The sequence below is a fragment of the Pseudomonas akapageensis genome (genome assembly GCF_011355085.1).
Classification (GTDB): Bacteria; Pseudomonadota; Gammaproteobacteria; order Pseudomonadales; family Pseudomonadaceae; genus Aquipseudomonas; species Aquipseudomonas akapageensis.
In genome coordinates this window covers 137,520-161,675 of the sequence record NZ_VXCP01000016.1, presented here as the reverse complement: position 1 = coordinate 161,675, position 24,156 = coordinate 137,520, and the positions used below count along the sequence as shown (strand labels likewise).

Annotated in this window: 28 protein-coding genes and 2 tRNA genes; 17 read left to right on the top strand and 13 right to left on the bottom strand. The window is 58.7% G+C overall.

The window, feature by feature from the left end; translation table 11 throughout:
* Positions 1-6: 6 nt before the first annotated feature.
* From hisA to hisB, 4 genes are read right to left on the bottom strand one after another with little or no spacing between them, the layout of a single operon-like run.
* Positions 7-744 carry a 1-(5-phosphoribosyl)-5-[(5-phosphoribosylamino)methylideneamino]imidazole-4-carboxamide isomerase gene (gene hisA, locus F2S13_RS12715; protein ID WP_166361214.1) on the bottom strand — a complete coding sequence of 246 codons (738 nt, stop codon included), beginning with the start codon at positions 742-744 and terminating at the stop codon, positions 7-9.
* 42 nt (positions 745-786) lie between these two features.
* Positions 787-1,044, bottom strand: a complete 258-nt coding sequence (locus F2S13_RS12710; RefSeq protein ID WP_166361212.1) for a DUF2164 domain-containing protein — start codon at positions 1,042-1,044, stop codon at positions 787-789.
* Entirely contained in the window at positions 1,045-1,683 is a 639-nt protein-coding gene (hisH, locus tag F2S13_RS12705) for an imidazole glycerol phosphate synthase subunit HisH (RefSeq protein ID WP_166361210.1), read from the bottom strand.
* On the bottom strand, positions 1,683-2,276 hold the full coding sequence (hisB, locus tag F2S13_RS12700) for an imidazoleglycerol-phosphate dehydratase HisB (RefSeq protein ID WP_166361208.1): 594 nt from the start codon (positions 2,274-2,276) through the stop codon (positions 1,683-1,685). Before hisB ends, hisH begins: the two co-directional genes overlap by 1 nt.
* Positions 2,277-2,543: 267 nt before the next feature.
* On the opposite strand from hisB, the gene panM reads away from it, so the two are divergent.
* The 10 genes from panM to F2S13_RS12650 all read left to right on the top strand — a co-directional run bounded on the left by panM (position 2,544) and on the right by F2S13_RS12650 (position 11,081).
* On the top strand, positions 2,544-2,945 hold the full coding sequence (gene panM / locus F2S13_RS12695; protein WP_166361206.1) for an aspartate 1-decarboxylase autocleavage activator PanM: 402 nt from the start codon (positions 2,544-2,546) through the stop codon (positions 2,943-2,945).
* Between the two features lie 124 nt (positions 2,946-3,069).
* On the top strand, positions 3,070-5,307 hold the full coding sequence (locus F2S13_RS12690; RefSeq protein WP_166361204.1) for an AsmA family protein: 2,238 nt from the start codon (positions 3,070-3,072) through the stop codon (positions 5,305-5,307).
* On the top strand, positions 5,304-6,371 hold the full coding sequence (mutY, locus tag F2S13_RS12685; protein WP_166361202.1) for an A/G-specific adenine glycosylase: 1,068 nt from the start codon (positions 5,304-5,306) through the stop codon (positions 6,369-6,371). The genes F2S13_RS12690 and mutY overlap by 4 nt, the downstream gene beginning before the upstream one ends.
* A complete protein-coding gene (locus F2S13_RS12680) occupies positions 6,368-6,640 on the top strand; it encodes an oxidative damage protection protein (RefSeq protein ID WP_166361200.1) in 273 nt (90 codons plus the stop codon). The genes mutY and F2S13_RS12680 overlap by 4 nt, the downstream gene beginning before the upstream one ends.
* Positions 6,641-6,732: 92 nt before the next feature.
* Positions 6,733-6,808: transfer RNA gene (locus F2S13_RS12675), tRNA-Phe, on the top strand.
* 104 nt (positions 6,809-6,912) lie between these two features.
* Positions 6,913-7,353 (top strand): hypothetical protein, encoded by a 441-nt coding sequence (locus tag F2S13_RS12670; RefSeq protein WP_166361198.1) that lies wholly within the window; start codon positions 6,913-6,915, stop codon positions 7,351-7,353.
* A 185-nt stretch (positions 7,354-7,538) separates the two neighbouring features.
* The gene (locus F2S13_RS12665; RefSeq protein WP_166361196.1) at positions 7,539-7,823 is read left to right on the top strand and encodes a DUF3077 domain-containing protein; all 285 of its coding nucleotides are present in this window, start codon (positions 7,539-7,541) and stop codon (positions 7,821-7,823) included.
* Positions 7,824-8,150: 327 nt separating this feature from the next.
* Positions 8,151-8,996, top strand: a complete 846-nt coding sequence (locus tag F2S13_RS12660; protein WP_166361194.1) for an Abi family protein — start codon at positions 8,151-8,153, stop codon at positions 8,994-8,996.
* A 219-nt stretch (positions 8,997-9,215) separates the two neighbouring features.
* Positions 9,216-10,505 carry an NAD(P)/FAD-dependent oxidoreductase gene (locus F2S13_RS12655; RefSeq protein ID WP_166361192.1) on the top strand — a complete coding sequence of 430 codons (1,290 nt, stop codon included), beginning with the start codon at positions 9,216-9,218 and terminating at the stop codon, positions 10,503-10,505.
* A gap of 18 nt (positions 10,506-10,523) precedes the next feature.
* Positions 10,524-11,081, top strand: a complete 558-nt coding sequence (locus tag F2S13_RS12650) for a helix-turn-helix domain-containing protein (RefSeq protein ID WP_166361190.1) — start codon at positions 10,524-10,526, stop codon at positions 11,079-11,081.
* Positions 11,082-11,141: 60 nt separating this feature from the next.
* On the opposite strand, the gene gabP is transcribed toward F2S13_RS12650, so the two are convergent.
* On the bottom strand, positions 11,142-12,533 hold the full coding sequence (gene gabP, locus F2S13_RS12645; protein WP_166361188.1) for a GABA permease: 1,392 nt from the start codon (positions 12,531-12,533) through the stop codon (positions 11,142-11,144).
* A gap of 613 nt (positions 12,534-13,146) precedes the next feature.
* Here gabP and F2S13_RS12640 point away from each other — a divergent pair.
* The 7 genes from F2S13_RS12640 (at position 13,147) to F2S13_RS12610 (ending at position 17,768) form a co-directional block, all read left to right on the top strand.
* Positions 13,147-13,920: an ABC transporter ATP-binding protein gene (locus F2S13_RS12640; protein ID WP_166361186.1), complete on the top strand. Its 774-nt coding sequence runs from the start codon at positions 13,147-13,149 to the stop codon at positions 13,918-13,920.
* 13 nt (positions 13,921-13,933) lie between these two features.
* Entirely contained in the window at positions 13,934-14,683 is a 750-nt protein-coding gene (locus F2S13_RS12635; RefSeq protein WP_166361184.1) for an ABC transporter substrate-binding protein, read from the top strand.
* A 54-nt stretch (positions 14,684-14,737) separates the two neighbouring features.
* Positions 14,738-15,433, top strand: a complete 696-nt coding sequence (locus F2S13_RS12630) for an ABC transporter permease (protein WP_166361182.1) — start codon at positions 14,738-14,740, stop codon at positions 15,431-15,433.
* Positions 15,430-16,119 carry an ABC transporter permease gene (locus F2S13_RS12625; protein WP_166361180.1) on the top strand — a complete coding sequence of 230 codons (690 nt, stop codon included), beginning with the start codon at positions 15,430-15,432 and terminating at the stop codon, positions 16,117-16,119. The genes F2S13_RS12630 and F2S13_RS12625 overlap by 4 nt, the downstream gene beginning before the upstream one ends.
* A 58-nt stretch (positions 16,120-16,177) precedes the next feature.
* Entirely contained in the window at positions 16,178-17,392 is a 1,215-nt protein-coding gene (locus F2S13_RS12620) for a methyltransferase (protein ID WP_166361178.1), read from the top strand.
* Positions 17,393-17,623: a hypothetical protein gene (locus tag F2S13_RS12615; protein ID WP_166361176.1), complete on the top strand. Its 231-nt coding sequence runs from the start codon at positions 17,393-17,395 to the stop codon at positions 17,621-17,623. It abuts the gene before it with no gap.
* Positions 17,624-17,692: 69 nt separating this feature from the next.
* Positions 17,693-17,768 (top strand) — tRNA-Thr (locus F2S13_RS12610).
* Between the two features lie 247 nt (positions 17,769-18,015).
* Here F2S13_RS12610 and F2S13_RS12605 read toward each other — a convergent pair.
* From F2S13_RS12605 to aguB, 8 genes are all read right to left on the bottom strand, one after another.
* Positions 18,016-18,327: a DUF6124 family protein gene (locus tag F2S13_RS12605; RefSeq protein ID WP_166361174.1), complete on the bottom strand. Its 312-nt coding sequence runs from the start codon at positions 18,325-18,327 to the stop codon at positions 18,016-18,018.
* 424 nt (positions 18,328-18,751) lie between these two features.
* The gene (locus F2S13_RS12600; protein ID WP_166361172.1) at positions 18,752-19,408 is read right to left on the bottom strand and encodes a DsbA family oxidoreductase; all 657 of its coding nucleotides are present in this window, start codon (positions 19,406-19,408) and stop codon (positions 18,752-18,754) included.
* Positions 19,405-19,623 carry a tautomerase family protein gene (locus F2S13_RS12595; RefSeq protein WP_166361170.1) on the bottom strand — a complete coding sequence of 73 codons (219 nt, stop codon included), beginning with the start codon at positions 19,621-19,623 and terminating at the stop codon, positions 19,405-19,407. The genes F2S13_RS12600 and F2S13_RS12595 overlap by 4 nt, the downstream gene beginning before the upstream one ends.
* A 139-nt stretch (positions 19,624-19,762) precedes the next feature.
* Entirely contained in the window at positions 19,763-20,392 is a 630-nt protein-coding gene (locus tag F2S13_RS12590) for an LbetaH domain-containing protein (RefSeq protein WP_166361168.1), read from the bottom strand.
* A 49-nt stretch (positions 20,393-20,441) separates the two neighbouring features.
* A complete protein-coding gene (locus F2S13_RS12585) occupies positions 20,442-21,332 on the bottom strand; it encodes a glycosyltransferase family 2 protein (protein WP_166361166.1) in 891 nt (296 codons plus the stop codon).
* 294 nt (positions 21,333-21,626) lie between these two features.
* A complete protein-coding gene (locus F2S13_RS12580; protein ID WP_166361164.1) occupies positions 21,627-21,827 on the bottom strand; it encodes a hypothetical protein in 201 nt (66 codons plus the stop codon).
* A gap of 188 nt (positions 21,828-22,015) precedes the next feature.
* Positions 22,016-23,122 (bottom strand): agmatine deiminase, encoded by a 1,107-nt coding sequence (gene aguA / locus F2S13_RS12575; protein WP_166361162.1) that lies wholly within the window; start codon positions 23,120-23,122, stop codon positions 22,016-22,018.
* Between the two features lie 89 nt (positions 23,123-23,211).
* Positions 23,212-24,090, bottom strand: a complete 879-nt coding sequence (gene aguB / locus F2S13_RS12570; protein ID WP_166361160.1) for an N-carbamoylputrescine amidase — start codon at positions 24,088-24,090, stop codon at positions 23,212-23,214.
* Positions 24,091-24,156: the final 66 nt, after the last annotated feature.

The following is a 24,156-nucleotide window of genomic DNA, read 5'->3' as shown; positions in this document are numbered from 1 at the left end:
CAGTCCTCAGCCTTTGTACGAATCGCAGAAGGCTTGCGCCTCGGCGACATCGAGAGTGCCTTCGTAGATCGCCCGGCCGGTGATCGCGCCGATGATCCCGGGTGCCTTGGCATCGAGCAGCGACTTGATGTCGCCGAGGTTGTGGATACCACCGGACGCGATCACCGGAATCCGCGTGGCCGCAGCCAGTGCAGCGGTGAACGGTACGTTGCAACCCTGCATCATGCCGTCTTTGGCGATGTCGGTGTAAACGATGGCCGATACGCCGTCGGCTTCAAAACGCTTGGCCAGGTCGATCACCTGCACGGTGCTCACTTCTGCCCAGCCGTCGGTGGCGACGAAACCGTCCTTGGCGTCCAGGCCAACGATCACCTTGCCCGGGAAGGCGCGGCAGGCCTCAGCTACGAACTCGGGCTCCTTGACCGCCTTGGTACCGATGATCACGTAGCTGACGCCGGCCTTGACGTAGTGCTCGATGGTTTCCAGCGAGCGGATGCCGCCACCGATCTGGATCGGCAGGTTCGGGTAGCGCTTGGCAATCGCGGTGACCACTTCACCGTTGACCGGCTGGCCTTCGAAGGCGCCATTGAGATCGACCAGATGCAGACGGCGGCAACCGCCCTCCACCCACTTGGCAGCCATGCTCACCGGGTCATCGGAGAACACTGTGGAATCTTCCATGCGGCCCTGGCGCAGACGAACGCAGGCACCGTCTTTGAGATCGATAGCGGGGATAATCAGCATCTGGCAAACCTTCAAGAACGAATATTCAGCTTCACTCGAAAATCAGTTTTTCTCGAGCGCCCACAGGTCGCTTTCGATGCTGTCGAACCTCTCCTTGAGGTGCGCCTGCACATCGAAAATCGCCCTGTTGTAATAGTGCGGAGCAATTTCGCGGGTAAACAGATCGAGGATTTCAGCCGCCTCGAACGAGCCCAGGTTCAGCTCGAAGCGATCTTCCATGAACCGCTTGATCTTGCTGTTGGCTTCATTCTCCTGCTCTGGCGTGAGCGTGAGAATAGGCGGCTTGGTCTTCTTGGCCATTTACCAGCGACCATCCCATGCCGCGAAGTTCTGCAGCAGCTGCAGGCCATGGGTATGGCTCTTCTCCGGGTGGAACTGCACGGCAAAGCGCGAGCCCTCGGCCAATGCGGCGGCGAAATCGGCGCCATAGTGGCCACGACCAACTACCTGAACGGCCTTGGCCGCGGCAACGTAGTAGCTGTGCACGAAGTAGAAGCGCGCCATGTCCGGGATGTTGTGCCACAGCGGGTGATCGATTGTCTGCGACACTTCGTTCCAGCCCATGTGCGGCACCTTCAGGTGCTCGCCATCTTCATGCAGGTCCTTGCCGAAAAAGCGCACATTGCCAGGGAACAGGCCGATGCAATCGACGCCGTCGTTCTCCTCGCTGTGGTCGAGCAAGGCTTGCATGCCCACGCAAATGCCGAGGAATGGCCGATCCTGGCTGACTTCGCGCACCAGCGCGTCGAAGCCCAGCCGGCGAATCTCGGCCATGCAATCGCGAATGGCGCCGACGCCCGGGAACACGACCCGGTCGGCCTCACGAATCACGTTGGCATCACTGGTGATCTGCACCCGGCCTGCGCCGACATGCTCGAGGGCCTTGGCCACCGAGTGCAGGTTACCCATGCCGTAGTCGATAACCGCGACCGTCTGCATTACAGGCAACCTTTTGTCGAAGGCATCTGCCCGGCCATGCGCTCATCGAGTTCGACAGCCATGCGCAGGGCACGACCGAAGGCCTTGAACACGGTCTCGATCTGGTGGTGGGTGTTGTGCCCACGCAGATTGTCGATGTGCAGGCTGACCAGGGCGTGGTTGACGAAGCCCTGGAAGAACTCCTGGAACAGGTCGACATCGAAGCCACCGACCGAGGCTCGAGTGTACGGCACATGCATCTGCAGCCCCGGGCGACCGGAGAAGTCGATGACCACGCGCGACAGCGCTTCGTCCAGCGGCACATAGGAATGACCGTAGCGACGTATGCCTTTCTTGTCGCCGATCGCTTGTGCGAATGCCTGACCCAAGGTGATACCGACGTCTTCCACCGTGTGGTGATCGTCGATATGCAGGTCGCCCTTGCACTCGATATCCAGGTCGATCAGCCCGTGCCGGGCGATCTGGTCAAGCATGTGCTCAAGGAAGGGAACCCCGATATCGAATCGGGCCTTTCCGGTGCCATCCAGGTTGATCGAGGCTTTGATCTGGGTTTCCAGAGTGTTGCGCTCGACGGACGCCTTACGTTCGGCCATCACCAGCTCCGCAAAATCATTGGGCGAAAAAGGCAGATAGTATAGGGCCAGAAGCCGTCGGCATGAAGCAAACAAGATGCACGGAAGGGAATTTCACTGGCGCACATGCGGCTGCGTGCCAGTAGATTGCGTGATAGAGCGGTCCGTCGGTGGAACGCGGCAGCACCGACGAAGTACGAAAGGGTACCATTCACCGTCCGCAGCGGTCGCAAGCCGGTGTTTTCACTGTTGCACTAACTGCTTTCTCTGGCTCATCGAGGAATTGCCATGCCCGTCGTTGTCGAAATCCTGACCGAACCGACCCAACAAGACCGGGTCGATCTGCAGAAGGTCTATCACGATGCCCCGCATTGGCTTTTTGAGCCTTACCAGGACAGCCAGGATCTGATCGATGCCTGCCTGCGCGACTCGACCCTGATTGGCGCCCGCTTCAACGACCGCCTTCTTGGGGCTGCGCGTCTGCAACGACAGGAGTCGGTGTCTTACCTCTCCCACATTTGCGTAAGAACAATAACCCGACGTCGTGGCGTAGCTGAACGACTGGTCAGCGAGGCCAGAAAAATCGCCGAACAGTCCGGCACGCAGCTACGTCTGCTGGCACCGGCAGGCCACCTGGAAGCGCAGGCGCTGGCCGCCAAGCTGCATTTGCCGCTGGATACTGCGGACTGAACAGAACATTTTTTGAGCAACAAAACGCATCACCTTCGGCCCCGCCGCCACTTGACCCTTCGGCCAAGTCTTGCGCGCTATACTCTCGGGCTAAATTTGGAATTCAGACAACAAGGACTCGCCCATGAAAGCGTTCGGCAAAATCCTGGGACTGGTGCTTCTCGGGTTGTTGCTGATCATTGTGGCTCTGGGCTTTGCCCTGACCCATCTATTCGATCCCAACGACTACAAAGACGAGATCCGCCAGCTGGCACGTGACAAGGCGCACCTGGAACTCACCCTCAACGGTGATATTGGCTGGAGCCTGTTCCCCTGGCTCGGCCTGGAGCTGCATGAAGCCAGCATTGCCACGCTGAACAATCCCAAGGTGCCGTTCGCCGACCTGCAGATGCTCGGGCTTTCGGTACGCGTGCTGCCGCTGCTGCGCCGCGAAGTGCAAATGAGCGATGTACGGGTAGAAGGCCTGAACCTGACCCTGAGCCGCGATGAGAACGGCCACGGCAACTGGGAAGACATCGGGCGCCCGCTGCCGGTCGCCACCCCGGCGCCGACCACCGCGGCCACCGACGCCAATGCACCCGTTCCCGAGGCCCCTGCCCCGACCAAGGACGTTGCCGCCCAGCGTCCGCTCAAGCTGGACATCGACAGCCTGACCGTCAACAACGCACGTGTTGAGTTCACTGATGCCAAGAGCGGTCAGCAGCTGAGTGCCGAAAGCATTCAATTGAGCACCGGCGCCGTGCATGAAGGCATCAACATCCCGGTCAAGCTGACAGCGTTCTTCGGCAGCAGCCAGCCCGTTCTGCGCGCCCGCACCGAGCTCAATGGCGAGCTGCGCTTTGATCGTGCGCTCAAGCGTTACCAGTTCGAAGACATGAAACTCTCCGGCGAGGCTTCCGGCGAGCCGCTGCAAGGCAAGAGCATGACCTTCGCCGCGCAAGGCCAATTGCTGGTCGACCTGGCTGCCAACATCGCCGAATGGAATGGCCTCAAACTTTCCGCCAACCAGCTGCGCGCCCTCGGCGAGCTCAATTTCCGCGACCTGAACAAGGAGCCAAAACTCTCCGGCGGCCTGTCCATCGCCCAGCTGGACCTGCGCACCTTCCTCGACAGTATCGGCCAGACCCTGCCACCGATGGCTGCCGGCAGCTTGAGCAAGTTCGAGCTGGTCAGCCGCCTGGAAGGCAGCAAGAACAGCCTGGCCCTTGAAGACCTCAACCTCAAAGTGGACGACAGCCTGTTCAGCGGCCGCATTGCAGTCGAGGATTTCGCCAAGCAATCGCTGCGCGTACAGCTCAAGGGCGACAAGTTCGATGCCGACCGTTATCTGCCGCCCAAGAGCGAAGCGGCGGCCAGCGCAAAGGCCGCACGCCAGTCGGAAGTCAAGGCAAGCGAAAGCAGCGCATTGGCCGGAGCCGGCGACTCGCCGCTACCCAACGCACCCACCAAGGCCGCCTGGAGTGATGACAAACTGCTGCCGGTCGATCGCCTGCGCAAGCTCGACCTGCAGGCGGACCTGAGCTTCGGCGTGCTGACCCTGGACAAACTGCCGATCGACAACGCCGTGCTCAAGACCCAGGGCCTGGACGGGCTGATCAAGCTCGAGAGCCTGAGCGGCGGCCTCTACAATGGCGAATTCGAAACCCGGGGCACGCTCGATGTGCGCCCTGCCGTGCCGCTGATCGGTCTGCAAACGCGAATCAAGCAGGTGCCGGTCGAACACTTCATCAAAGCCCAGGACCAGACGCCTCCAGTCAAAGGCCTGCTGAGCCTCGACAGCGACCTGACTGCCAGCGGCAATAGCCAGAAGGCCCTGATCGATACCCTCAACGGCAACGCCAACTTCACCATCGATGATGGCGTGCTGGTCAATGCCAACCTGGAGCAACAGCTCTGCCAAGGCATCGCCACCCTCAATCGCAAGTCCCTCAGTGGCCAGCCGCGCGGCAAGGACACGCCGTTCGAGGAGCTCAAGGGCAACCTGGTGTTTCGCAACGGCGTGGCCAGCAACCCGGACCTGAAGGCGCGTATTCCCGGCCTGACGGTCAACGGCGAGGGTGACATTGACCTGCGCGTGCTCGGCATGGATTACCGCGTCGGCGTAATCATCGAAGGCGACAAGAGCGAGATGCCCGACCCGGCCTGCCAGGTCAACGAGCGCTTTGTCGGCCTGGAGTGGCCGCTGCGGTGCCGTGGGCCAATGGAACTGGGCGCCAAGGCCTGTCGTGTCGACAGGGACGGCCTGGGCAAGATTGCCGGCAAAGTGGCTGGCGACAAGCTCAACGAAAAACTCGAAGAGAAAATCGGCGACAAGGTCAGCCCGGAATTGAAAGACGCACTCAAGGGGCTGTTCAAGCGATGAGCCCCGAGCAATTTTCAACAGCCGTCCTGAACTGGTACGACCACAACGGTCGGCATGACCTGCCCTGGCAACAAGGCATCACGCCGTATCGGGTGTGGGTTTCGGAGATCATGCTGCAACAGACCCAGGTCAGCACCGTGCTCAACTACTTCGACCGCTTCATGGCAGCCCTGCCGACGGTCGAAGCCCTGGCCTCGGCACCGGAAGACGAGGTGCTGCATCTGTGGACCGGTCTGGGTTACTACACCCGTGCGCGCAACCTGCAGAAGACCGCAAAGATCGTCGTCGAGCAATATGGCGGCGAATTTCCGCGCGACGTCGAGAAACTGACCGAGCTGCCGGGCATTGGTCTTTCCACCGCGGGCGCCATCGCCAGCATCAGCATGGGCCTGCGCGCACCGATCCTCGACGGCAATGTGAAACGCGTACTGGCTCGCTACACCGCCCAGGAAGGTTACCCGGGCGAGCCGAAAGTGGCCAAGGCGCTGTGGGCCAATGCCGAACTGTTTACCCCGCAGACTCGGGTCAACCACTACACCCAGGCGATGATGGACCTGGGCGCGACCCTGTGCACCCGCAGCAAGCCCAGCTGCCTGCTTTGCCCACTGGAAAAAGGCTGCCAGGCCCACCTGCTCGGCCTCGAGGCCCGCTACCCGGTCCCCAAGCCGCGCAAGGCCCTGCCGCAAAAGCGCACTCTGATGCCCATGCTAGCCAACCGCGATGGCGCCATACTGCTTTATCGGCGCCCCTCCAGCGGTCTCTGGGGCGGCCTGTGGAGCCTTCCGGAGCTCGACGGCCTGGATGACCTCGAACATCTTGCCGCGCAGCACTCGCTCGCCCTGGGCACGCCTCACGGGCTGCCCGAGCTGACCCACACCTTCAGCCACTTCCAGTTGGCGATCGAACCCTGGCTGGTCCAGGTCGAGGAGTCCGGCCATCACGTGGCCGAGGCCGACTGGCTCTGGTATAACCTCGCCACCCCGCCGCGCCTGGGCCTTGCTGCCCCGGTGAAAAAACTGCTGAAGCGCGCGGCCGACGCCTTGAACGCAGGAGAGTTGTCATGACCCGCACCGTAATGTGCCGCAAGTACAAAGAAGAACTGCCAGGCCTGGAGCGCCCTCCGTACCCGGGCGCCAAGGGCCAGGACATTTTCGAACACGTCTCGCAGAAAGCCTGGGCCGACTGGCAAAAACACCAGACCCTGCTGATCAACGAAAAGCGCCTGAACATGATGAACGCCGAGGACCGCAAATACCTCCAGGGCGAAATGGACAAGTTCTTTTCGGGCGAAGATTACGCCAAGGCCGAAGGCTACGTTCCACCTGCTCAATAATTGAGCAAATTCGTAAGCTTCGGTATTAATTCAAAAAATTTTTAAAAACTTGCTTGACGCTTCCTCGAAAAAGCCTTTTAATGCGCCCCGTTGCCCAGATAGCTCAGTCGGTAGAGCAGGGGATTGAAAATCCCCGTGTCGGCGGTTCGATTCCGTCTCTGGGCACCACTAATACCGAAAAACCCCAAGCGAAGTGATTCCTTGGGGTTTTTTATTGCCTGCGATTTAATACCCCCTCACCACCCCTTCTGCCCGCACAAGGAACTGAGCGCATGGCATCTACATGCAAACAGCAGAAGCGCACAAAGCGCGCTGCAACCAAGGCAAAGCAGAATCGAGTGGCTCGCAGCCATATGCGAGAGCCTCTGAGGTACGCCCAGCCTCCCGAGTTGAGCGCTGAAGATATCGTCGCCACAGCAATGGCTCACGGTGCATATGACGATTTGTTCAGCACCATGAAAGAGGCCGAAGCAATCGATCAGAGGTCGATGCTCAACGTTTTCGTGCAAAGCCCATTGCTGGAATTGGCCGCATACCCTGGAGACATGCGGTTTGGCACGCGATACATGATGGCTCTTCTGTATACCTATCGCGCATGGGATGGAGCAGATCTACAAGCAATCGACGCGTGGCTGGACAGCCCTGAGTTCGTAGCGGATTTCGCCGCAGCGATTGAGGCAAAAACGATGGCACTTGAGAGCTCTCAGAACTGACATTTACAACAGAAGATTCTTAGAGTTTCACCAGCGCCTTCATCATTGCGCCCTCCATGGCTCGACGTTAAGGTTCCCTGGTCGCTGCAAATTCAGCGACCGGACTTGGCGGTCCGACCATGCTAGGCGCAACAGCGTCTACATCCCCATTGCAGACGCCTTCAAGATTCGCGATGAGGCCCTTTATGATCACTCATATACCTGTTACCGAAGAGACCGGATTCCTGAACATCGCTACAGCTCCTGACAAGCTTCTGGCAGTGCGTGCTGGCGTAACTGCAACGAATGCATTGCAGAACGCTTCCGACATGCTGGCTACTGCCCTGGATGCAATGGAGGCCCTTGCGCTGGATGAGGTCTCATTCAAAAGCAGCCACGCGATGATGGCGTGTCATGTGCTCGAATCTGCCAAGGCACTGGTGAATGCCGCGAATCACGCAATGAACTGTAATTTCAGCGCACCTTCCTAAAGACGGCAACCCATCAACATCCCGGCAGCCCATGGCCGAGGAGAATGCTTTCTGAGCGTTCCAGTTTGGCTGAAAACTCCTCTCCCAAACGGCGCTCTCGGATGCGACAACCCCAAAACCACAAGCCAGTTAATCTTTTTTGGTTGACGCTGGTGTCAACCTTCAATAACCTGAACTCAACACACTCGCCACACGTCTTACCCACCGGGTAGGGTCCTGCTTCAGAAGCAGGCGTGCAACAGGCGAGTTTTTTATGCCCGGAATCCGTGAATAGCAGGAAGCACATCAGCCCCCTTTGGCAAACCAGCCCTACCTCCTCAAGCACTTTTGGCAAAGCTCAAATCACAGGGCCTGACAGTTACCGACGACTCCGTAGCGCTGAAGTACATCTCCTACGTCGGCCATTACCGCTTAAAAGGTAATTGGCATCAGCTACTCGACAACACAACAGGAAACTTCACACACGGAACAACGTTTGACCATATTGCAAACCGCTACGAATGTGATCGAGAAATTAGATCCATAATCCTGGAGTCCGTTGAGCGATTAGAAGTAGCAGTGCGCACAACGATATGTAATCACCTTTGCCTAAAATACTCACCACACTGGTACTTGGACCTAAACATTTTCTTGCCAAATAGAAAATTTGGCATGGGGCAAATGCTCTCTAAAATTGAGCAAGAGGTCGAACGCTCTAGACAAAAAGGGTTCATCGCGTCGTACTATACAAAGTATAACGACCCCTACCTCCCACCCAGCTGGGCCATGAGCGAATGCATGACACTGGGAATGTGGTCTAGGACCTTCTCAATCCTACGCGATCCGGCGGACAAAAAAGCCATTTCAACAAAGTTTGGTATCACCCAAACAGAAGTTTTCGAGAGTTGGTTACACACACTAACGGTACTCCGAAATATGGCGGCGCACCATGACCGCTTCCTGGACAGCAAGCTTGGTGTCAGCCCCACGAATTTCAAACTAAAGAAAATACAATTCACCGACAACAAATCCGTTTATTCAGCGCTAACGATGATTCATGTTTTGCTCGAATCAATTAATTTCAATGGCACTTTCAAGCAACGCATTATAGATCTAGAGACCAAATACGGTGCCGGCTTTTTCCAGATAATGGGATTCACCCAAGACTGGAAATCCAACGCCGTCGGCTGGTGAGGTTTCGATGCCGTCAAATTGCATACTCTTGCCCCCTAGGCACTTCGCGCACACCTTCATATCCCATCAACGCGCAACTGCTCCCATACCCTTTCCTGATACGCGAACGGAACCGCCCCCCTCCCCCAACACTCCACAAGAAAATCCCACTTGGCCGCGTGAAATTTACATGCTATTTATTCATGAAATAACAAATACAAAATTTCATAAGGCCCGCCCATGTTCAAGCAGTCCGCCCAGCACATCGCAACCTACTACGCCGGCACCTACCCAGGTCAGATCCCGCTAAGACCATCGCTGCCCGGCAGTCTGCACTGCGACGTACTGATTATCGGCGGTGGCTTCAGCGGGCTGCATACGGCTCTGCGCCTGAGCCTGGCTGGCAAGCGCGTGGTAGTGCTCGAGGCCAGCCGACTGGCCTGGGCCGCATCCGGGCGTAATGGCGGGCAGGCGCTGCTGGGCTGGTCGTGCGATATGCCGCCGCTGGAGAAGGCGTTGGGGCACGGGCGCACCCTTGAGTTGTGGAACAGCATGCGTTGGGCGGCCGAAGAGATTCGCGAGCTGCCTGAGCGGCATGGCTTCGATATCGACTACCGCCCCGGCAGTCTGTGGGCCGCCGTGCAGCAGCGTCGGGTCGGCCAATTGCACGAAGCGAGGCGCGAAGCCGAAGAGAAATGGGGCTACAGCGAAATGCGCGTCATCGAGCAGGACGAAATTCGCGAGTGGATCGACAGCCCACGCTACCTCGCAGCGCTGTACGACCCCCAGGCCGGCCATCTCAACCCATTGAAACTAGCCCAAGGGCTGGCCAACGCCATCGAGAAAGCCGGTGGCCGGATTTTCGAGCAGAGCCAGGTGCTGGACTACCGCGAAACCGCCGACGGCTTCATTGCCCGCACCGACAAGGGTGAAGTGCACAGTGATCAGCTGGTGCTGGCCTGCAATGCCTATGTCGATCGTCTCGACCCTCAGCTTTCCAGCCGCTTGCTGCCGGTGGGCTCCTATCAGATCGCGACGGTACCGCTGGCCCCCGACTTCGCCCGCTCGCTGCTGCCGCGTAACAGCTGCGTGATCGATAACCAGTTCGTCCCCGACTATTTCCGCCTGACCCCGGACCACCGCCTGCTGTTCGGCGGCGGTTGCACCTACCTGGGCGGCATTCCGAAGGACGTGGCCAGCGCCACTCGCCCTTACCTGGAACGTGCCTTCCCGCAATTGCGCGGTGTCGAATTCGAATACGCCTGGGGCGGTCATATCGATGTCAGCATGAAGCGCACACCGGATATCGGCCGCCAGGGCCAGCGTTACTGGCTGCAAGGTTTCTCCGGGCATGGTGTACTTCCCACCCTGGCCGGTGCACGTGCGGTGGCCGATGCCATTCTGGGCGATGAAACACTGCTGGCGCTGTACCAGGGCATCGACAACCCGCGCTTTCCCGGTGGCGCTTTACTGGCTGCCCCACTGGAAGCCGCAGGCAAGGCCTGGTACCGACTGCGCGATGTCATCTGATTCGAAGGACGTACACCCATGAACATGCAAGAAGAAGTCGAAGGCCTGGCGATCCTGATTCGCGACCTGCGCAAACACAAGAACATGACTTTGGGTGACCTGGCCCAGAAGATCGATCGTTCGGTGGGCTTTCTGTCACAGGTCGAGCGCGGGCTGTCGCGCCCGACCGTTGCCGACCTCACGGCCATCAGCGAAACCCTGGGCGTACCGACCACCTACTTCTACAACCTGAACAAGCCCCGCGCGCTGCGCTGGGTCACTCGCCCCGGTGAGCGCCGCACCCTGTACTACGCGGGCGGCATTACCGACATGCTGGCCTCACCGACCATCTCCGGCGGCTTCTCCATGCTCGAAAGCCACCTGGCACCCGGCGCCACCAGTGGCGAGGGGCACCTGAACGACAGCTCGGAACAGGGCGGCTTCGTGCTCGAAGGCGAACTGACCCTGTGGCTGGAAAACGACGAAGAGCCAGTCACCCTCGGCCCCAACGACAGCTTTCAGCTACCACCCCATGCCCAGTTCCGCTATGCCAACCTCACCGACAAAGCCACGCGCGTGCTTTGGGTTTTCAACTGAAATAAAAAAAGCCGCAGTCATTACTGACTGCGGCCTTCTTTTATCTCAAGCGAACGGCTGTCAGCGGCTCAACACCGCAGCGCCCAGTTGCTCGCTCTTGCGACGACGAGCCACCAGCATGCCGGCAGCGACGACCACGATGGCCAGCAGCGCGGTCGAAAGCACTTCGGCGCGATTCTGCTCGCGAATCAGCATCAGGGTCAGAATGCCAACGATGAAGACAATGGTGGCCCAGGTCAGACCTGGGAACAGCCACATCTTGAAGGCAATCTTCTCACCACGCGCCATGCGCTGACGGCGCATGCGCAATTGCGAGAAAGCGATCACCAGGTAAACCAGCAGGGCGATTGCACCCGAGCTTGCCAGCAGGAACTCAAACACCTGGGCTGGCGCTACATAGTTGGCGAATACCGCCAGGAACGCTGCCGCGGTGGACAGCATGACCGCCCAGTAAGGAGTGCCGCTGGAGGTAGTGCGTTGAGCCACGGCCGGTGCATCACCACGCTTGCTCAGGGAGAACAGCATGCGCGAAGCGGTGTACAGGGCCGAGTTCAGGCAGCTGGTCACGGCAACCAGAACCACCAGGTCGACGATCAGCTTGGCGTTCGGGATACCCATCAGGTCCAGAACGGTCTGGTAGGAACCGACTTCGGCCAGACGGCTGTCGTTCCAAGGCACCAGGGCAACCACGACAAAGATCGATACGAGGTAGAACAGGAAGATCCGCCAGATAACCGAGTTGGTTGCCTTGGTGATCTGCTGGCCCGGGTCCTTGGACTCGGCGGCAGCAATGGTGACGATTTCAGTACCCATGAAAGAGAACATGGTGGTCAGCATCGCGGCCACCACCGCGCCCATGCCATTTGGCATGAAGCCCTGGGTATCGGCCAGATGGCTGACACCACTGACCTGGCTGGTCGGCAACAAGCCGAAGATCGCCAGCACGCCCAGAGCGATGAAGCCCAGGATCGCCAGAACCTTGATCAAGGCGAACCAGAATTCGAACTCGCCATAATTCTTCACGCTGAACAGGTTGGTAATAGTCAGCAACAAAGTGATGACCAAGGTGAAGACCCAGATTGCAATGCCAGGGAACCAGGCGTGCAGAATGGTGGCGGCGGCATTGGCTTCCAGCGGAATCACCAATACCCAGAACCACCAGTACAGCCAGCCGATGGTAAAACCGGCCCAGTGACCGATGGCCTTGTCGGCGTAAGTGGAGAAGGAACCGGTGTCAGGCGAGGCCACAGCCATTTCCGCCAGCATGCGCATGACCAGTACTACCAGGGTACCCGCCCCGAGATAAGCCAACAGCACGGCGGGACCCGCCTGGGCGATGGCATGGCCGGAGCCGACGAACAAACCTGCGCCAATCACCCCGGCGATGGACAGCATGGTGACATGCCGCTGCTTGAGCCCCTGGCCCAGGTCATTGTTTTGCGAACTGCTCATAAAGCTACCTTTGTAAAAGACGTTCTGTACAGAGCCTGGAATGTGCCCCTCGTGAGGGCCGTAACATTCCGTTGCGATTTTTTAGCAATAACCGAGCCACTTTTTGCCAAAAACGCTGGCACATCCGCCCCAGAGAGGCTGATGCTTTTACATCAACCCCTTGAAAATAATAGCTTTTTGCCATCAAGCGAGGATTTCCATTACAGAAATACCCAGTTACACGTTGTATGAGTTGCACCATTTCACTGCCGAGGTAACACCTTCACGCAAAAAGTGCGCACACAAAGGAGCAACCGTCGGTACAACCAAGCACTCCATCTGTCGCACCTCGTGCTGGTGAACAGAGACGCCGCTTCCAACACCCCGCCAAAGCTGGCACCATCGCGCCTTTTTTTACGCGACTCCCGCGCTGGAAAGTCACGGCAAAGTGCAGGCCAGGCAGGCTCGGTTGACATCCGCGCGACAGCCAACTGCAGCGATGCGACACCCGCTCGCCCGGTAGTAATTTGCCGCCGCCGCGTTGTTGGCTGACGTCCAACCGCTATGCTAGCTTGGCGCCTCGCCAGGAAGGCCACCAACAGCAGGAACGCATCAGACATCATGAGGACCGCACATGGCCGAGGCCACGCCCGCTCTGGAAATCCGTAACCTGCACAAACGCTACGGGGAACTGGAGGTACTTAAAGGCATCTCGCTGACCGCTCGTGACGGCGATGTGATCTCGATCCTGGGCTCTTCCGGTTCGGGCAAGTCCACACTGCTACGTTGCATCAACCTGCTGGAAAGTCCGCATCAGGGGCAAATCCTGGTGGCCGGCGAAGAACTCAAGCTGAAAGCTGCCAAGAACGGTGAGCTGATCGCCGCCGACAACAAGCAGATCAATCGCATGCGCAGCGAGATCGGCTTCGTTTTCCAGAACTTCAACCTGTGGCCGCACATGACCATCCTCGACAACATCATCGAGGCCCCGCGTCGCGTCCTCGGCCAAAGCAAGGCCGAAGCCATTGAAGTTGCCGAAGCATTGCTGGCCAAGGTCGGCATCGGCGACAAACGCCACGCCTATCCCGCACAGCTCTCCGGTGGCCAGCAGCAACGGGCGGCCATTGCCCGCACGCTGGCCATGCAGCCTAAAGTCATCCTGTTCGATGAGCCGACTTCGGCACTCGATCCGGAAATGGTTCAAGAAGTGCTCAACGTCATCCGTGCACTGGCCGAAGAAGGCCGAACCATGCTACTGGTCACCCATGAAATGAGCTTCGCCCGCCAGGTTTCCAGTGAAGTGGTCTTCCTTCACCAGGGGCTCGTTGAAGAGCAAGGATCGCCGCAGCAGGTATTTGAAAACCCGCTTTCGGCGCGTTGTAAACAGTTCATGTCCAGCAACCGCTAACGGAGCAACACGCATGCAGACCTACAAGAAATTTCTCCTGGCCGCTGCCGCCTCTCTGGTGCTTTCGGCGAACGCCATGGCCGAAACGCTGAAGATGGGCATCGAAGCGGCCTACCCACCCTTCAACAATAAAGATGCCAGTGGCCAGGTCGTCGGTTTTGACAAAGAGATCGGCGACGCCCTGTGCGCCAAGATGAAAGTCGAGTGCACAGTCGTCACTTCCGACTGGGACGGCATCATCCCCGCGCTGAACGCCAAGAAATTCGACTTCCTGATCTCGTCGATGTCGATCACCGACGAACGCAAGCAGGCGGTTGATTTCACTGACCCGTACTACTCGAACAAGCTGCAGTTCATTGCCCCGAAAAACGTCGAGTTCAAGACCGACAAGGACTCGCTCAAGGGTAAGGTCATCGGCGCACAACGGTCGACCCTGGCCGGCACCTGGCTGGAAGATAACCTGGGTAGCGACATCGAGATCAAGCTGTATGACACCCAGGAAAACGCCTTCCTGGACCTGACTTCCGGCCGCCTCGACGGCATCCTGGCCGACAAGTACGTCAACTACGAGTGGCTGAAAAGTGACGCCGGAAAGGCTTACGAGTTCAAGGGCGACCCGGTCGAAGAAAGCGACAAGATCGGTATTGCCGTGCGCAAAGGCGATCCGATTCGCGAGAAGCTGAACGCCGCCCTGAAAGAAATCGTTGCCGACGGTACGTACAAGAAGATCAACGACAAGTACTTCCCGTTCAGCATCTATTGATCTGCCCCACCGGCATCGCCTTCGAGGCGGTGCCGGTCCTAGCTAAGCCTGCCCATGAATATTGATCTCTACGGATTCGGCCCGGCCCTGGCCGCTGGCGCGTTGATGACCGTCAAGCTGGCGCTCTCGGCACTGTGCCTGGGCCTGGTACTCGGTCTGCTTGGCGCATTGGCCAAGACCTCCCCCTACAAACCCCTGCAGTGGCTGGGCGGGACCTACTCGACCCTGGTGCGCGGCGTTCCCGAACTGCTCTGGGTTCTGCTGATCTACTTCGGCACCGTCAGCCTGATGAACCGGCTTGGCGAACTGCTGAACATTCCCGACCTGGAGCTCAATGCCTTCGCTGCGGGCGTCATCGCTCTGGGCTTGTGCTTCGGCGCCTACGCCACGGAAGTGTTCCGCGGGGCGATCCTGGCCATCCCCAAGGGGCACCGTGAAGCCGGTATTGCCCTGGGCATGTCCAAGGCGCGGATCTTCTCCAGGCTGATTCTGCCGCAAATGTGGCGTATCGCCCTGCCAGGCCTGGGCAACCTGTTCATGATCCTGATGAAAGACACCGCGCTGGTGTCGGTAATCGGCCTGGAAGAAATCATGCGTCACTCGCAAATCGCCGTGACCGTGACCAAGCAGCCCTTCACCTTCTACATGGTCGCCGCCTTCATCTACCTGGGCCTGACCATCCTCGCCATGATCGGCATGCACTTCATGGAAAAACGCGCCGCTCGCGGCTTTGCGAGGGCTACCTCATGAATTGGGAAGTCATCATCAAATGGCTGCCGCGCCTGGCCCAGGGTGCCACCCTGACCCTGGAACTGGTCGCCATCGCCGTGCTCGCCGGGTTGATCCTGGCCATCCCGCTGGGCATCGCCCGCTCCTCGCGGCACTGGTACGTGCGCGCTCTGCCCTACGGCTACATTTTCTTCTTCCGTGGCACACCACTGCTGGTGCAACTGTTCCTGGTCTACTACGGCCTGGCCCAGTTCGATGCCATCCGCACAAGTTCGCTGTGGCCGTACCTGCGCGATCCGTTCTGGTGCACCGTCATCACCATGACCCTGCATACCGCCGCGTATATCGCCGAGATCCTGCGCGGCGCACTGCAGGCCATCCCACGCGGCGAGATCGAAGCGGCGCGGGCGCTGGGCATGTCCAGGGCCAAGGCGCTGTTCTACATCATGCTGCCGCGCGCCGCGCGCATCGGCCTGCCGGCCTACAGTAACGAAGTGATCCTGATGCTCAAGGCCAGTGCCCTGGCCAGTACCGTGACTTTGCTGGAACTGACCGGCATGGCCCGCACGATCATTGCCCGCACTTACCTGCCGGTAGAGATCTTCTTTGCCGCCGGCCTGTTCTACCTGCTGATCTCCTTCCTGATGGTACGTGCCTTCAAGCTCCTCGAGCGCTGGTTGCGCGTGGACGCCTGTCAGGGCCGCTAGACGTCCATGCGGGGCTTGGCGCACGCTAGGCCAGCCCCGATTCTCTCAAGTTCAAGACATGACCCAGGCAAACACCCTCAAGGGCGAACAACTGCTGGCCCGCTTCAAGGCGCTCGACAGCTTCCTGCTCGAACACCAGACACTCTGGCGCCCGCGCCCGTTCAACCACCAGCACCTGCCCTGGGAAGCCCGGCACCCGGAACTGGCCCGCTGGCTGCGGCAACGCTCGCTCAGTGATGCGGACGCGCACAACCAGCCGGAAGCCCTGCCGGCACCCTCCCCTTATCCTCAGATCGCCAGCGAAGCGACCAGGCTGAGTGCCGTCGGCGAGTTATCCACAGTCGAACTCAAGCCCGCCCCCGCCCGCCTCAACGTCGACGTACCCGGGCGCAAGTGGCAGCAAATCGAAGCCTTCGGCCAACATCTGAACTTCATTCGCACGCCCCGGCACTGGCTCGACTGGTGCGCTGGCAAGGGCCACCTGGGCAGGCGCCTATTGCAGCAAGACCAAACCCTGACCTGCCTGGAGTTCGACCCTCAGCTGGTAGACGCCGGACAACAACTCAGCCAACACCACCATCTGCTTGCTGACCACCGCTTGCAGGATGTCATGGCCGCCGACGCCGCCGCACAACTGCAGCCCGGCCACACCGCCGTCGCCCTGCACGCCTGTGGTGACCTGCACGTGCGCCTGATGCAACTGGCCAGCAGCGTCGGCTGTCGCCAGCTCGCAATCGCCCCCTGCTGCTACAACCGCACCGCCACCCCGACCTACCAGCCCCTGTCCACCGCGGCAGCAGCATCGACCCTTTCGCTCTCCCTGGACGACCTCGGCCTGCCCCTGAGCGAGACCGTCACCGCCGGTGCCCGTGTACGCCGCCAACGCGACACCTCCATGGCCCGCCGCCTGGGCTTCGACTTGCTGCAACGCCGCCTGCGCCAGGAAGACGAATACCTGCCAACCCCTTCGCTCCCCAGCGCCTGGCTGGAAAAACCTTTCGCCGACTACTGCCGCGACCTCGCCGCACTCAAAGGGTTATCCACAAACGAGGAGCACGACTGGCACGCACTCGAAGCCGCGGGCCAGCAACGCCTGGCCGAAGTGCGCAACCTCGAACTGGTCCGAAACCTGTTCCGCCGCCCATTGGAACTATGGCTGGTACTCGACCGTGCACTCTTTCTGCAAGAGCATGGCTACGTGGTGGAGCTGGGCGTTTTTTGCGGACACCACCTCACCCCACGCAACCTGATGCTGCTCGCCGAACAAAAATAGATGATCGGATTTATCCAACAGCCTGTGGATAACTCTGTTGACAAGGTTTCGCCAACTCCAGTGAAAATCATGGATCCAAGCCATATAACGGCTTGGTCATTTTTTGTTCATATTCTAAAAGTCAGTAAAAACAGCACCTTGCGAAAAGATGGGAAAGGTTCTGAAAATGGAGGTGTAGCAGGGAGGATTGGCATGCGCCTTGTGCATAAGCGCTGGAGCCAAAGTATCTAAAGCCGCTAAAAATCTTTGCCTGGGGGGTTTACTCGACAGGACGAATAGCTATAATCAGCGCCCTCACATGCCGGTATAGCTCAGATGGTAGAGCAACTGACTTGTAATCAGTAGGTCCCGGGTTCGATTCCTGGTGCCGGCACCATAGTTCGACAAGAAAGGCTCACAGCGATGTGGGCCTTTTTTGTTTCCAGGGCGATTGGGATTATTGGCAAGCCGAGCACTGCAGGCCGGACGGCTCGCCGCTCGACCCGAGCCGAACGCAGTCTGTAGCCGCTGCCGCCAGGCTGCGCTGGAGTCCCGAAGGGCTCCCCGGCGGTCCTGAGATCCTGCGCCTGCTCCGCAGGCGAGCGCAGCCTGGCGGCAGCGGCTACATGTTCGGCGCGATCCTGTTACTTCGGCGCCAATCCCTCAGCCCCATCCAGCAACGCATCGACCAATGCCTTGGCTATCTCGACCGAGTGCATGGTTGCCCAATGCAGTCCCCGCTCTTCCATCGACGCCTGATTGCAGGCGGCGTTGGCCGTCGCATAGACAGATTGCAGGAACAGCGAGATGTGCACCAAGGCATCTTCAGCACCGATACCGCCACGCACGGTAAACATCGGATCGTGCACGGCATCGCAACAGCCAAAGGCTGTCTCGGCCGTTTTAAGGATGGTTCCAGGGGGTAAAGCGGGTGGATCGGGGACGATCTTCATCATGGCAAATCTCCTTCTGCACAGTGAAGCTGTCATCCATCGCCGCGAAACGATTGGGTGGCAGCCGTACGCGGGTTCGCGGACCGAGGCAAAAGGAACTCGGCAGACCCGAAGGTCTCCCACGCACAGCAGCCATTGCACAAAAAGCGGGCGTAAAAATAGCGCCTGCAAATGTGTATGGGGCGCTGTTGCGCCTTCTGCTGAACGGGCCGCGACGCCCAGTCACTATTTGGATAGTGACCGGGGAAGGTTAGCCTCATTAGGTAGCTGAGGGCAATGGTGAATGTAGATGGTGGTTGGCGACTACGTGCAGATCTGCAAGACCGGGGGCGAAAGGATCCCGGCAGGCACGAATGCCTCCCGCACGCAGCCACCTATTGAGCGAATTAGGGCACTGAAGGTCGCGCTTTGGCTCAGATATGGCTGATCAGGCTTCTCCTGAAGCTTGCGCCATTTGCCTGATCACCTGTTCATAGTACTCAACCGATTGCGACCCCGACACCAAGTGACGACCGTTAAGCACCAGAGCTGGTACTGAATTGATACCACGCTCGCGGTAGAACGCCTCCAGCTCACGCACCTCGTTACCAAACGCTCCGGACTTCAGCACCTCACGCGCGGCCGCCGCGTCCAATCCCGCTTCAGCGGCCAGGCGGACCAGCGTCTCGCGATTACTCGGATTCTGGCCGTCGGTGAAATAAGCGCGCAAAAGCACTTTCTTCAGTTCAAGCTGACGCCCTTCCTGCAACGCCCACTGCAACAAACGGTGGGCATCAAAAGTGTTGTAGAAGTGACTGCGCTTCTCCAGATCGAACTGGAACCCGATGGCCTCGCCACGGGCCATCAGCGTTTCCTGAGAGGATGCAACTTCCTCAGCACTGCGCCCGTACTTGCGCATGATGTGCCGGACAGCGTTTTCGCCGTCGGCCGGCATGTCCGGGTTCAATTCGAAGGGTTTGTAGGTCAGTTCCACCGGGACTTCACCGGCCAGGTTCGCGATAGCCTGCTCCAGTGCCTTGGCGCCCAAGGCGCACCAAGGGCACACTACATCGGAGACAAAATCGATGGTGACGGACGGGGTCATGACTGTCCTTCCTCCGCGAGTTGTTTTCGGTACTGGGTGGTGGTCATTCCGGCATAGCCCCAGTTATCGGTATCGACTTCTTCGATTACGATATGGGTCAGGTCCGGGCGTTTGTTGAGAACCCGTTCCAGGGTTTCAGTGATTTCACTGATCACCTGAGCTTTCTGCTCCGAGGTAACACCATCACGGGTAATGCGTACGCTGACGAAAGGCATGACATTTCTCCTGTGGCCTCCCATCGGCATGATGGGTAGGTGAGTGAGAAGAAATGTAGGCCGTTGCTCCGGACGGAAAAAGCCCCGTGCGGGAACATCATTTGTTAAGTGATGTAATGAATGCTGGTACCTGACCTGCTCAGTTCACCGGCGCCTTGCGCGCCTTGATGTAAGCAATAAAGCTGTCCATGTCCGAACTGCACAGCGTGCGGGCGACTGCCTTGACTTCATCCACCGGCCAGTCCCACCAGGCCGCCTCGAGCAGCAATTCACGGATTTCTTCCTCGAAACGCCATCGGATGAACTTGCAGGGGTTGCCACCAACCACGGCAAACGGAGGCACATCGCGGGTGACCGTTGCGCCTGCGGCAACGATTGCACCGTGGCCGATGGTCACGCCGGAAAGGATAACCGCGTTGGTGCAGATCCAGCAGTCGCTGCCAATGACCACGTCGCCCTTGCTCGGGGCGTAGTCCTTGATGTCCTTGACCTCGTCGATCATGGCCGGGAATGGGTAGGTGGTGATCCAGTCGGTGCGATGCTCGCCACCCAGCAGGATCTGGACACCTGCGGCGATCGAGGTGTAATTGCCGACTTTCAATACCGTGTCGTCACCAAACTCGGTGACTTCCGGGATGCCGTAAGTGCCAACACCCACGGTATAACGTGGGTAGCGCAGCCTGATTTTCTCGGCACTGCGCTCAAGTTTGCTCAGCGCGCGAAGGCGCTTTCGCTCTTTTCTGTTCTTCAGGTTTTCCAGAAACTTCACACAGTATCCTTGCCCAAGGTTCTTTGTATCAGGCGACTAGTGCCTTGAATCAGTGATGCATAACCAGGCGTCTCAGACGTCGAAGCGTCGTTTTATTGAAGTGGCGCAAGGGTATCGAACGCAACAGACGCCAGGCGTATTTTTTGTCCGACACGACAGCATATTTCAGCGCTTTATGAACGAGCACCGTCCTGCCTTTTTCGTAGCCAGGATGAGCGTGGTAAGGGGCGATCGCCAGCATATCCGCATCCAGCAACACCTTGAACTTGCGAGACAAGTTGTTGGGGTGGCGTCGATATCGGGTGACATGCACCGGCAGTTCGTGGATTTCGTAGCCATGTTTGGCAATCTTCAAAGTCATCTGGAAATCCTGGACCTTGATGCAAGGGTCGTAGAACCCGGCAGCTTTCAAGGCGTCCATACGGTAGAGCGATACCGGTGCACCGATCACCACTGCACTGCTGAGGATTTCATCGAAATCGAAACGTTTGATATCAGTGGGCCGCTGCTTCTTGGTGTCGTTGCCTTCGCTGTCCATATAGATGATCAGTGCGCCGACGCACCCCACTTCAGGGTGCTCATCGAGGTACCTTGCCCTCAGGCTGATGGACCCCGGGAGCATGATATCGTCGAGATCGGGCGTTGAAACATAGACCCCTTTGGCATGCTTCAGACCATTATTGAGCGTAGCACTGACACCCTGGTTGGCCTGGGTATACAGTTGAAAATCGTAAGTCTTCTGCAACTCGCGCAGCATGGCCACACTGTTGTCGGTGGAACCATCGTCAACGATGATGACTTCGAAATTTTCATAATCCTGGGCAAAGATGCTTTCTATCGCGACTTGAAGATACTTCTCCGCGTTGTAACAAGGCGCAACAACCGAAACGAGCGGCACGCTCGTTGCCTGAGAATCGGCATGATTAAGTTGTTCGCCCATTGTCCTTGATCGCCTCTCGGCTGAGCCCACATGAAGTGGTTGGAAATCCTGGTCAACGACGGCTATCGCGTCGTCATCTAAGTCTTCTACATGGATTGAAAGCACAACCGCAAATTTTGAGTTGGCACATCATGCGTCAACGGCTCCCCCTTTGTCATGACCTGCTGCTGCCCCTTGGCCGTTGCCGCCCCTTTTTTCAGATATCTGGATACATTTATTCAGGGCACAGGCATACGAAAAAGGCGCCGTCGTTATGCACGAGGGCGCCTTTTTCGTATGCCTTTCGAAACCTGCTCAGCCGTGCCAGATCCCAAGCAGAGCTTCCAGCTCCGCGTCGTTGATCAAACCCGCCGGATAACGCTCAATAATTGCTCGACGCGGATCGGTCTGCCTGACCCGGGTTGCTCCATTATTCTTCAACCATTGCGCCAGAACCTGAAGCGATTCGCGATTGACTGCTGATGGGTGCGAAGCCAGCTCACTGACTACATTCATTTTGACCCTTTCTCCCCCCACTTTTCGTGAGCTGTGCACGTTACCCAAGTTATGTGACAGTACTGCACTGCCCCGCTACCTTGAGAATCAGTTTCAACTGAATACAAGAGCTGTGCCACAAGGAGCAACCGGTCGTCGTGCAGGTACAAAAAAGCCCGTACAAGACGGGCTTTTAGTATCGCTATTTTTCAGCGCTTGGCCGGTGCTGGCTGCTGCTGGGTCAGGCAGTGAATGTTCCCCCCCCCCAGGAGCAACTCACGGCCCGGCACCATGACCACTTCATGTTGCGGGAACAATTGCTGCAGAACCTCTCTAGCCTGCGCATCCCGAGGATCGTCGAAGCTCGGCGCTATGATCCCGCCATTGACGATCAGGAAGTTGACATAGGAACCAGCCAGTCGCACCGACGGGTTGCGTTCCTGGGTTCCGGCCACCGGATCGACGCCGGCACACTCTTCTTCAGTCGCATACAAAGGACCAGGAATCGGCATTTTATGCACCACGAAGGAGCGACCCTTGGCATCCCGACTGCTTTCCAACACCTTCAATGCCGCGTGGCAGCGCGAATAGTTGGGGTCTTGAGGATCATCCGTCCAGGCCAGTAACACTTCGCCCGGGCGAACGTAACAACAGAAGTTATCCACATGGCCGTCAGTTTCATCGTTGAACAGACCGTCCGGCAGCCAAACGATCCTATCCACAGCCAGGTGTGCGCTGAGAATCTCTTCGATTTCCGCCCGGGACAGGTGTGGGTTGCGGTTGCGGTTGAGCAGGCACTCTTCGGTGGTGATCAGCGTACCTTCGCCGTCGACGTGGATCGAGCCGCCTTCAAGGACAAAGCCTTCAGTGTGATAACGATCGCAACGTTCAATTTCAAGCACCTTGCTGGCCAACTGTTCGTCACGGTTCCACGGCGAGTACAGGCCGCCGTCGAAACCACCCCAGGCGTTGAATCCCCAGTCGACGCCACGGACTTCGCCGGCATCGTTGATCACAAAGGTTGGACCGGTATCGCGAACCCAAGCGTCGTCGTTGCTGATTTCCACCACACGAATGTTCGGCGCATCCAGGCGGGCGCGAGCGTTGTCGTACTGTGCAGCGGAGACCGCCACGGTTACTGGTTCGAAACGAGCGATGGCCTTGGCCAGGGCAACATGCGCCGCTTGTACGGGCTTGCCGCCCAGGCGCCAGTTATCCGGACGCTCAGGCCAGACCATCCAGATCTGGGTTTGTGGCGCCCATTCGGCTGGCATATGAAAGCCGTCGGCACGCGGGGTAGTGGTCAGGGTAGTCATGATTAAGCCTTTTCAATCATGCCAACGGGCTGCCTGAGCAATCCGTTGGCCGAACTCGTTAAGCACCGGGCAAGCGCCCAGTACCGTTTTCAGGATTCCAGCGAGCCGTCGAGGGTCTTCAGCGCGCCGTACAGGTTGGGACGGCGATCGCGGAATGAGCCCCAGGCACTGCGGGTGTGCTCGAGTTTGTCCAGGTCGAAAGTGTGCACCAACACGCCCTCTTCGGTCTCGTTCAGTTCCTCTACTTTCTCACCGAACTGGTTGGCAATGAAGGACGAGCCGTAGAAGGTTATGTCGTAACCGTCCTGCTCTTCGTTGCCGATGCGGTTGCTGGCGACCAGCGGCATCAGGTTGGCGCCGGCATGGCCTTGTTGTACACGTTGCCAGTGATCACGCGAGCTGATGGTCTTGTCGTGTGGTTCGCTGCCGATTGCGGTCGGGTAGAACAGGATTTCCGCGCCTTGCAGCGCCATGCTGCGCGCACACTCAGGGAACCACTGGTCCCAGCAGATGCCGACGCCGATCCTGGCGTAGCGGGTCTGCCAGACCTTGAAGCCGGTATCGCCCGGATTGAAGTAGTACTTTTCGTGGTAGCCAGGGCCATCCGGGATATGCGATTTGCGATAAACCCCGAGGTTGCTGCCGTCGGCATCGATGATCGCAATACTGTTGAAGCGCGCGCGCCCTGCCAGCTCGAAGAAGCTGATTGGCAGCACCACTTGCAGCTCTTTGGCGAGCTTCTGGAAGTGCACGATGGCGGCGTTGGTTTCAGTCGGCGTGGCCAGCTGCAGGTAGTCCGGGTTCGGCTTCTGACAGAAGTACGGGGTTTCGAACAGTTCCTGAATCAGGATGATCTGCGCGCCCTTGGCGGCCGCTTCGCGGACCAGCCTCTCGGCGACTTCGATATTGCCCTGGCGATCCCAGGAACAGGCCATCTGCGTGGCGGCGACTGTTACGGTGCGGCTCATGAAAACCTCCTGAACGGATTGCTGGGTCGACTGACCCTGGCAGACGACCGATTACAAAATCGGATC

Bases quoted from the DNA above. Each gene is read 5' to 3' on its own strand.
- hisA (WP_166361214.1), bottom strand. From the start codon at position 744: ATGCTGATTATCCCCGCTATCGATCTCAAAGACGGTGCCTGCGTTCGT.
- F2S13_RS12710 (WP_166361212.1), bottom strand. From the start codon at position 1,044: ATGGCCAAGAAGACCAAGCCGCCTATTCTCACGCTCACGCCAGAGCAG.
- hisH (WP_166361210.1), bottom strand. From the start codon at position 1,683: ATGCAGACGGTCGCGGTTATCGACTACGGCATGGGTAACCTGCACTCG.
- hisB (WP_166361208.1), bottom strand. From the start codon at position 2,276: ATGGCCGAACGTAAGGCGTCCGTCGAGCGCAACACTCTGGAAACCCAG.
- panM (WP_166361206.1), top strand. From the start codon at position 2,544: ATGCCCGTCGTTGTCGAAATCCTGACCGAACCGACCCAACAAGACCGG.
- F2S13_RS12690 (WP_166361204.1), top strand. From the start codon at position 3,070: ATGAAAGCGTTCGGCAAAATCCTGGGACTGGTGCTTCTCGGGTTGTTG.
- mutY (WP_166361202.1), top strand. From the start codon at position 5,304: ATGAGCCCCGAGCAATTTTCAACAGCCGTCCTGAACTGGTACGACCAC.
- F2S13_RS12680 (WP_166361200.1), top strand. From the start codon at position 6,368: ATGACCCGCACCGTAATGTGCCGCAAGTACAAAGAAGAACTGCCAGGC.
- F2S13_RS12670 (WP_166361198.1), top strand. From the start codon at position 6,913: ATGGCATCTACATGCAAACAGCAGAAGCGCACAAAGCGCGCTGCAACC.
- F2S13_RS12665 (WP_166361196.1), top strand. From the start codon at position 7,539: ATGATCACTCATATACCTGTTACCGAAGAGACCGGATTCCTGAACATC.
- F2S13_RS12655 (WP_166361192.1), top strand. From the start codon at position 9,216: ATGTTCAAGCAGTCCGCCCAGCACATCGCAACCTACTACGCCGGCACC.
- F2S13_RS12650 (WP_166361190.1), top strand. From the start codon at position 10,524: ATGAACATGCAAGAAGAAGTCGAAGGCCTGGCGATCCTGATTCGCGAC.
- gabP (WP_166361188.1), bottom strand. From the start codon at position 12,533: ATGAGCAGTTCGCAAAACAATGACCTGGGCCAGGGGCTCAAGCAGCGG.
- F2S13_RS12640 (WP_166361186.1), top strand. From the start codon at position 13,147: ATGGCCGAGGCCACGCCCGCTCTGGAAATCCGTAACCTGCACAAACGC.
- F2S13_RS12635 (WP_166361184.1), top strand. From the start codon at position 13,934: ATGCAGACCTACAAGAAATTTCTCCTGGCCGCTGCCGCCTCTCTGGTG.
- F2S13_RS12630 (WP_166361182.1), top strand. From the start codon at position 14,738: ATGAATATTGATCTCTACGGATTCGGCCCGGCCCTGGCCGCTGGCGCG.
- F2S13_RS12625 (WP_166361180.1), top strand. From the start codon at position 15,430: ATGAATTGGGAAGTCATCATCAAATGGCTGCCGCGCCTGGCCCAGGGT.
- F2S13_RS12620 (WP_166361178.1), top strand. From the start codon at position 16,178: ATGACCCAGGCAAACACCCTCAAGGGCGAACAACTGCTGGCCCGCTTC.
- F2S13_RS12615 (WP_166361176.1), top strand. From the start codon at position 17,393: ATGATCGGATTTATCCAACAGCCTGTGGATAACTCTGTTGACAAGGTT.
- F2S13_RS12605 (WP_166361174.1), bottom strand. From the start codon at position 18,327: ATGATGAAGATCGTCCCCGATCCACCCGCTTTACCCCCTGGAACCATC.
- F2S13_RS12600 (WP_166361172.1), bottom strand. From the start codon at position 19,408: ATGACCCCGTCCGTCACCATCGATTTTGTCTCCGATGTAGTGTGCCCT.
- F2S13_RS12595 (WP_166361170.1), bottom strand. From the start codon at position 19,623: ATGCCTTTCGTCAGCGTACGCATTACCCGTGATGGTGTTACCTCGGAG.
- F2S13_RS12585 (WP_166361166.1), bottom strand. From the start codon at position 21,332: ATGGGCGAACAACTTAATCATGCCGATTCTCAGGCAACGAGCGTGCCG.
- F2S13_RS12580 (WP_166361164.1), bottom strand. From the start codon at position 21,827: ATGAATGTAGTCAGTGAGCTGGCTTCGCACCCATCAGCAGTCAATCGC.
- aguA (WP_166361162.1), bottom strand. From the start codon at position 23,122: ATGACTACCCTGACCACTACCCCGCGTGCCGACGGCTTTCATATGCCA.
- aguB (WP_166361160.1), bottom strand. From the start codon at position 24,090: ATGAGCCGCACCGTAACAGTCGCCGCCACGCAGATGGCCTGTTCCTGG.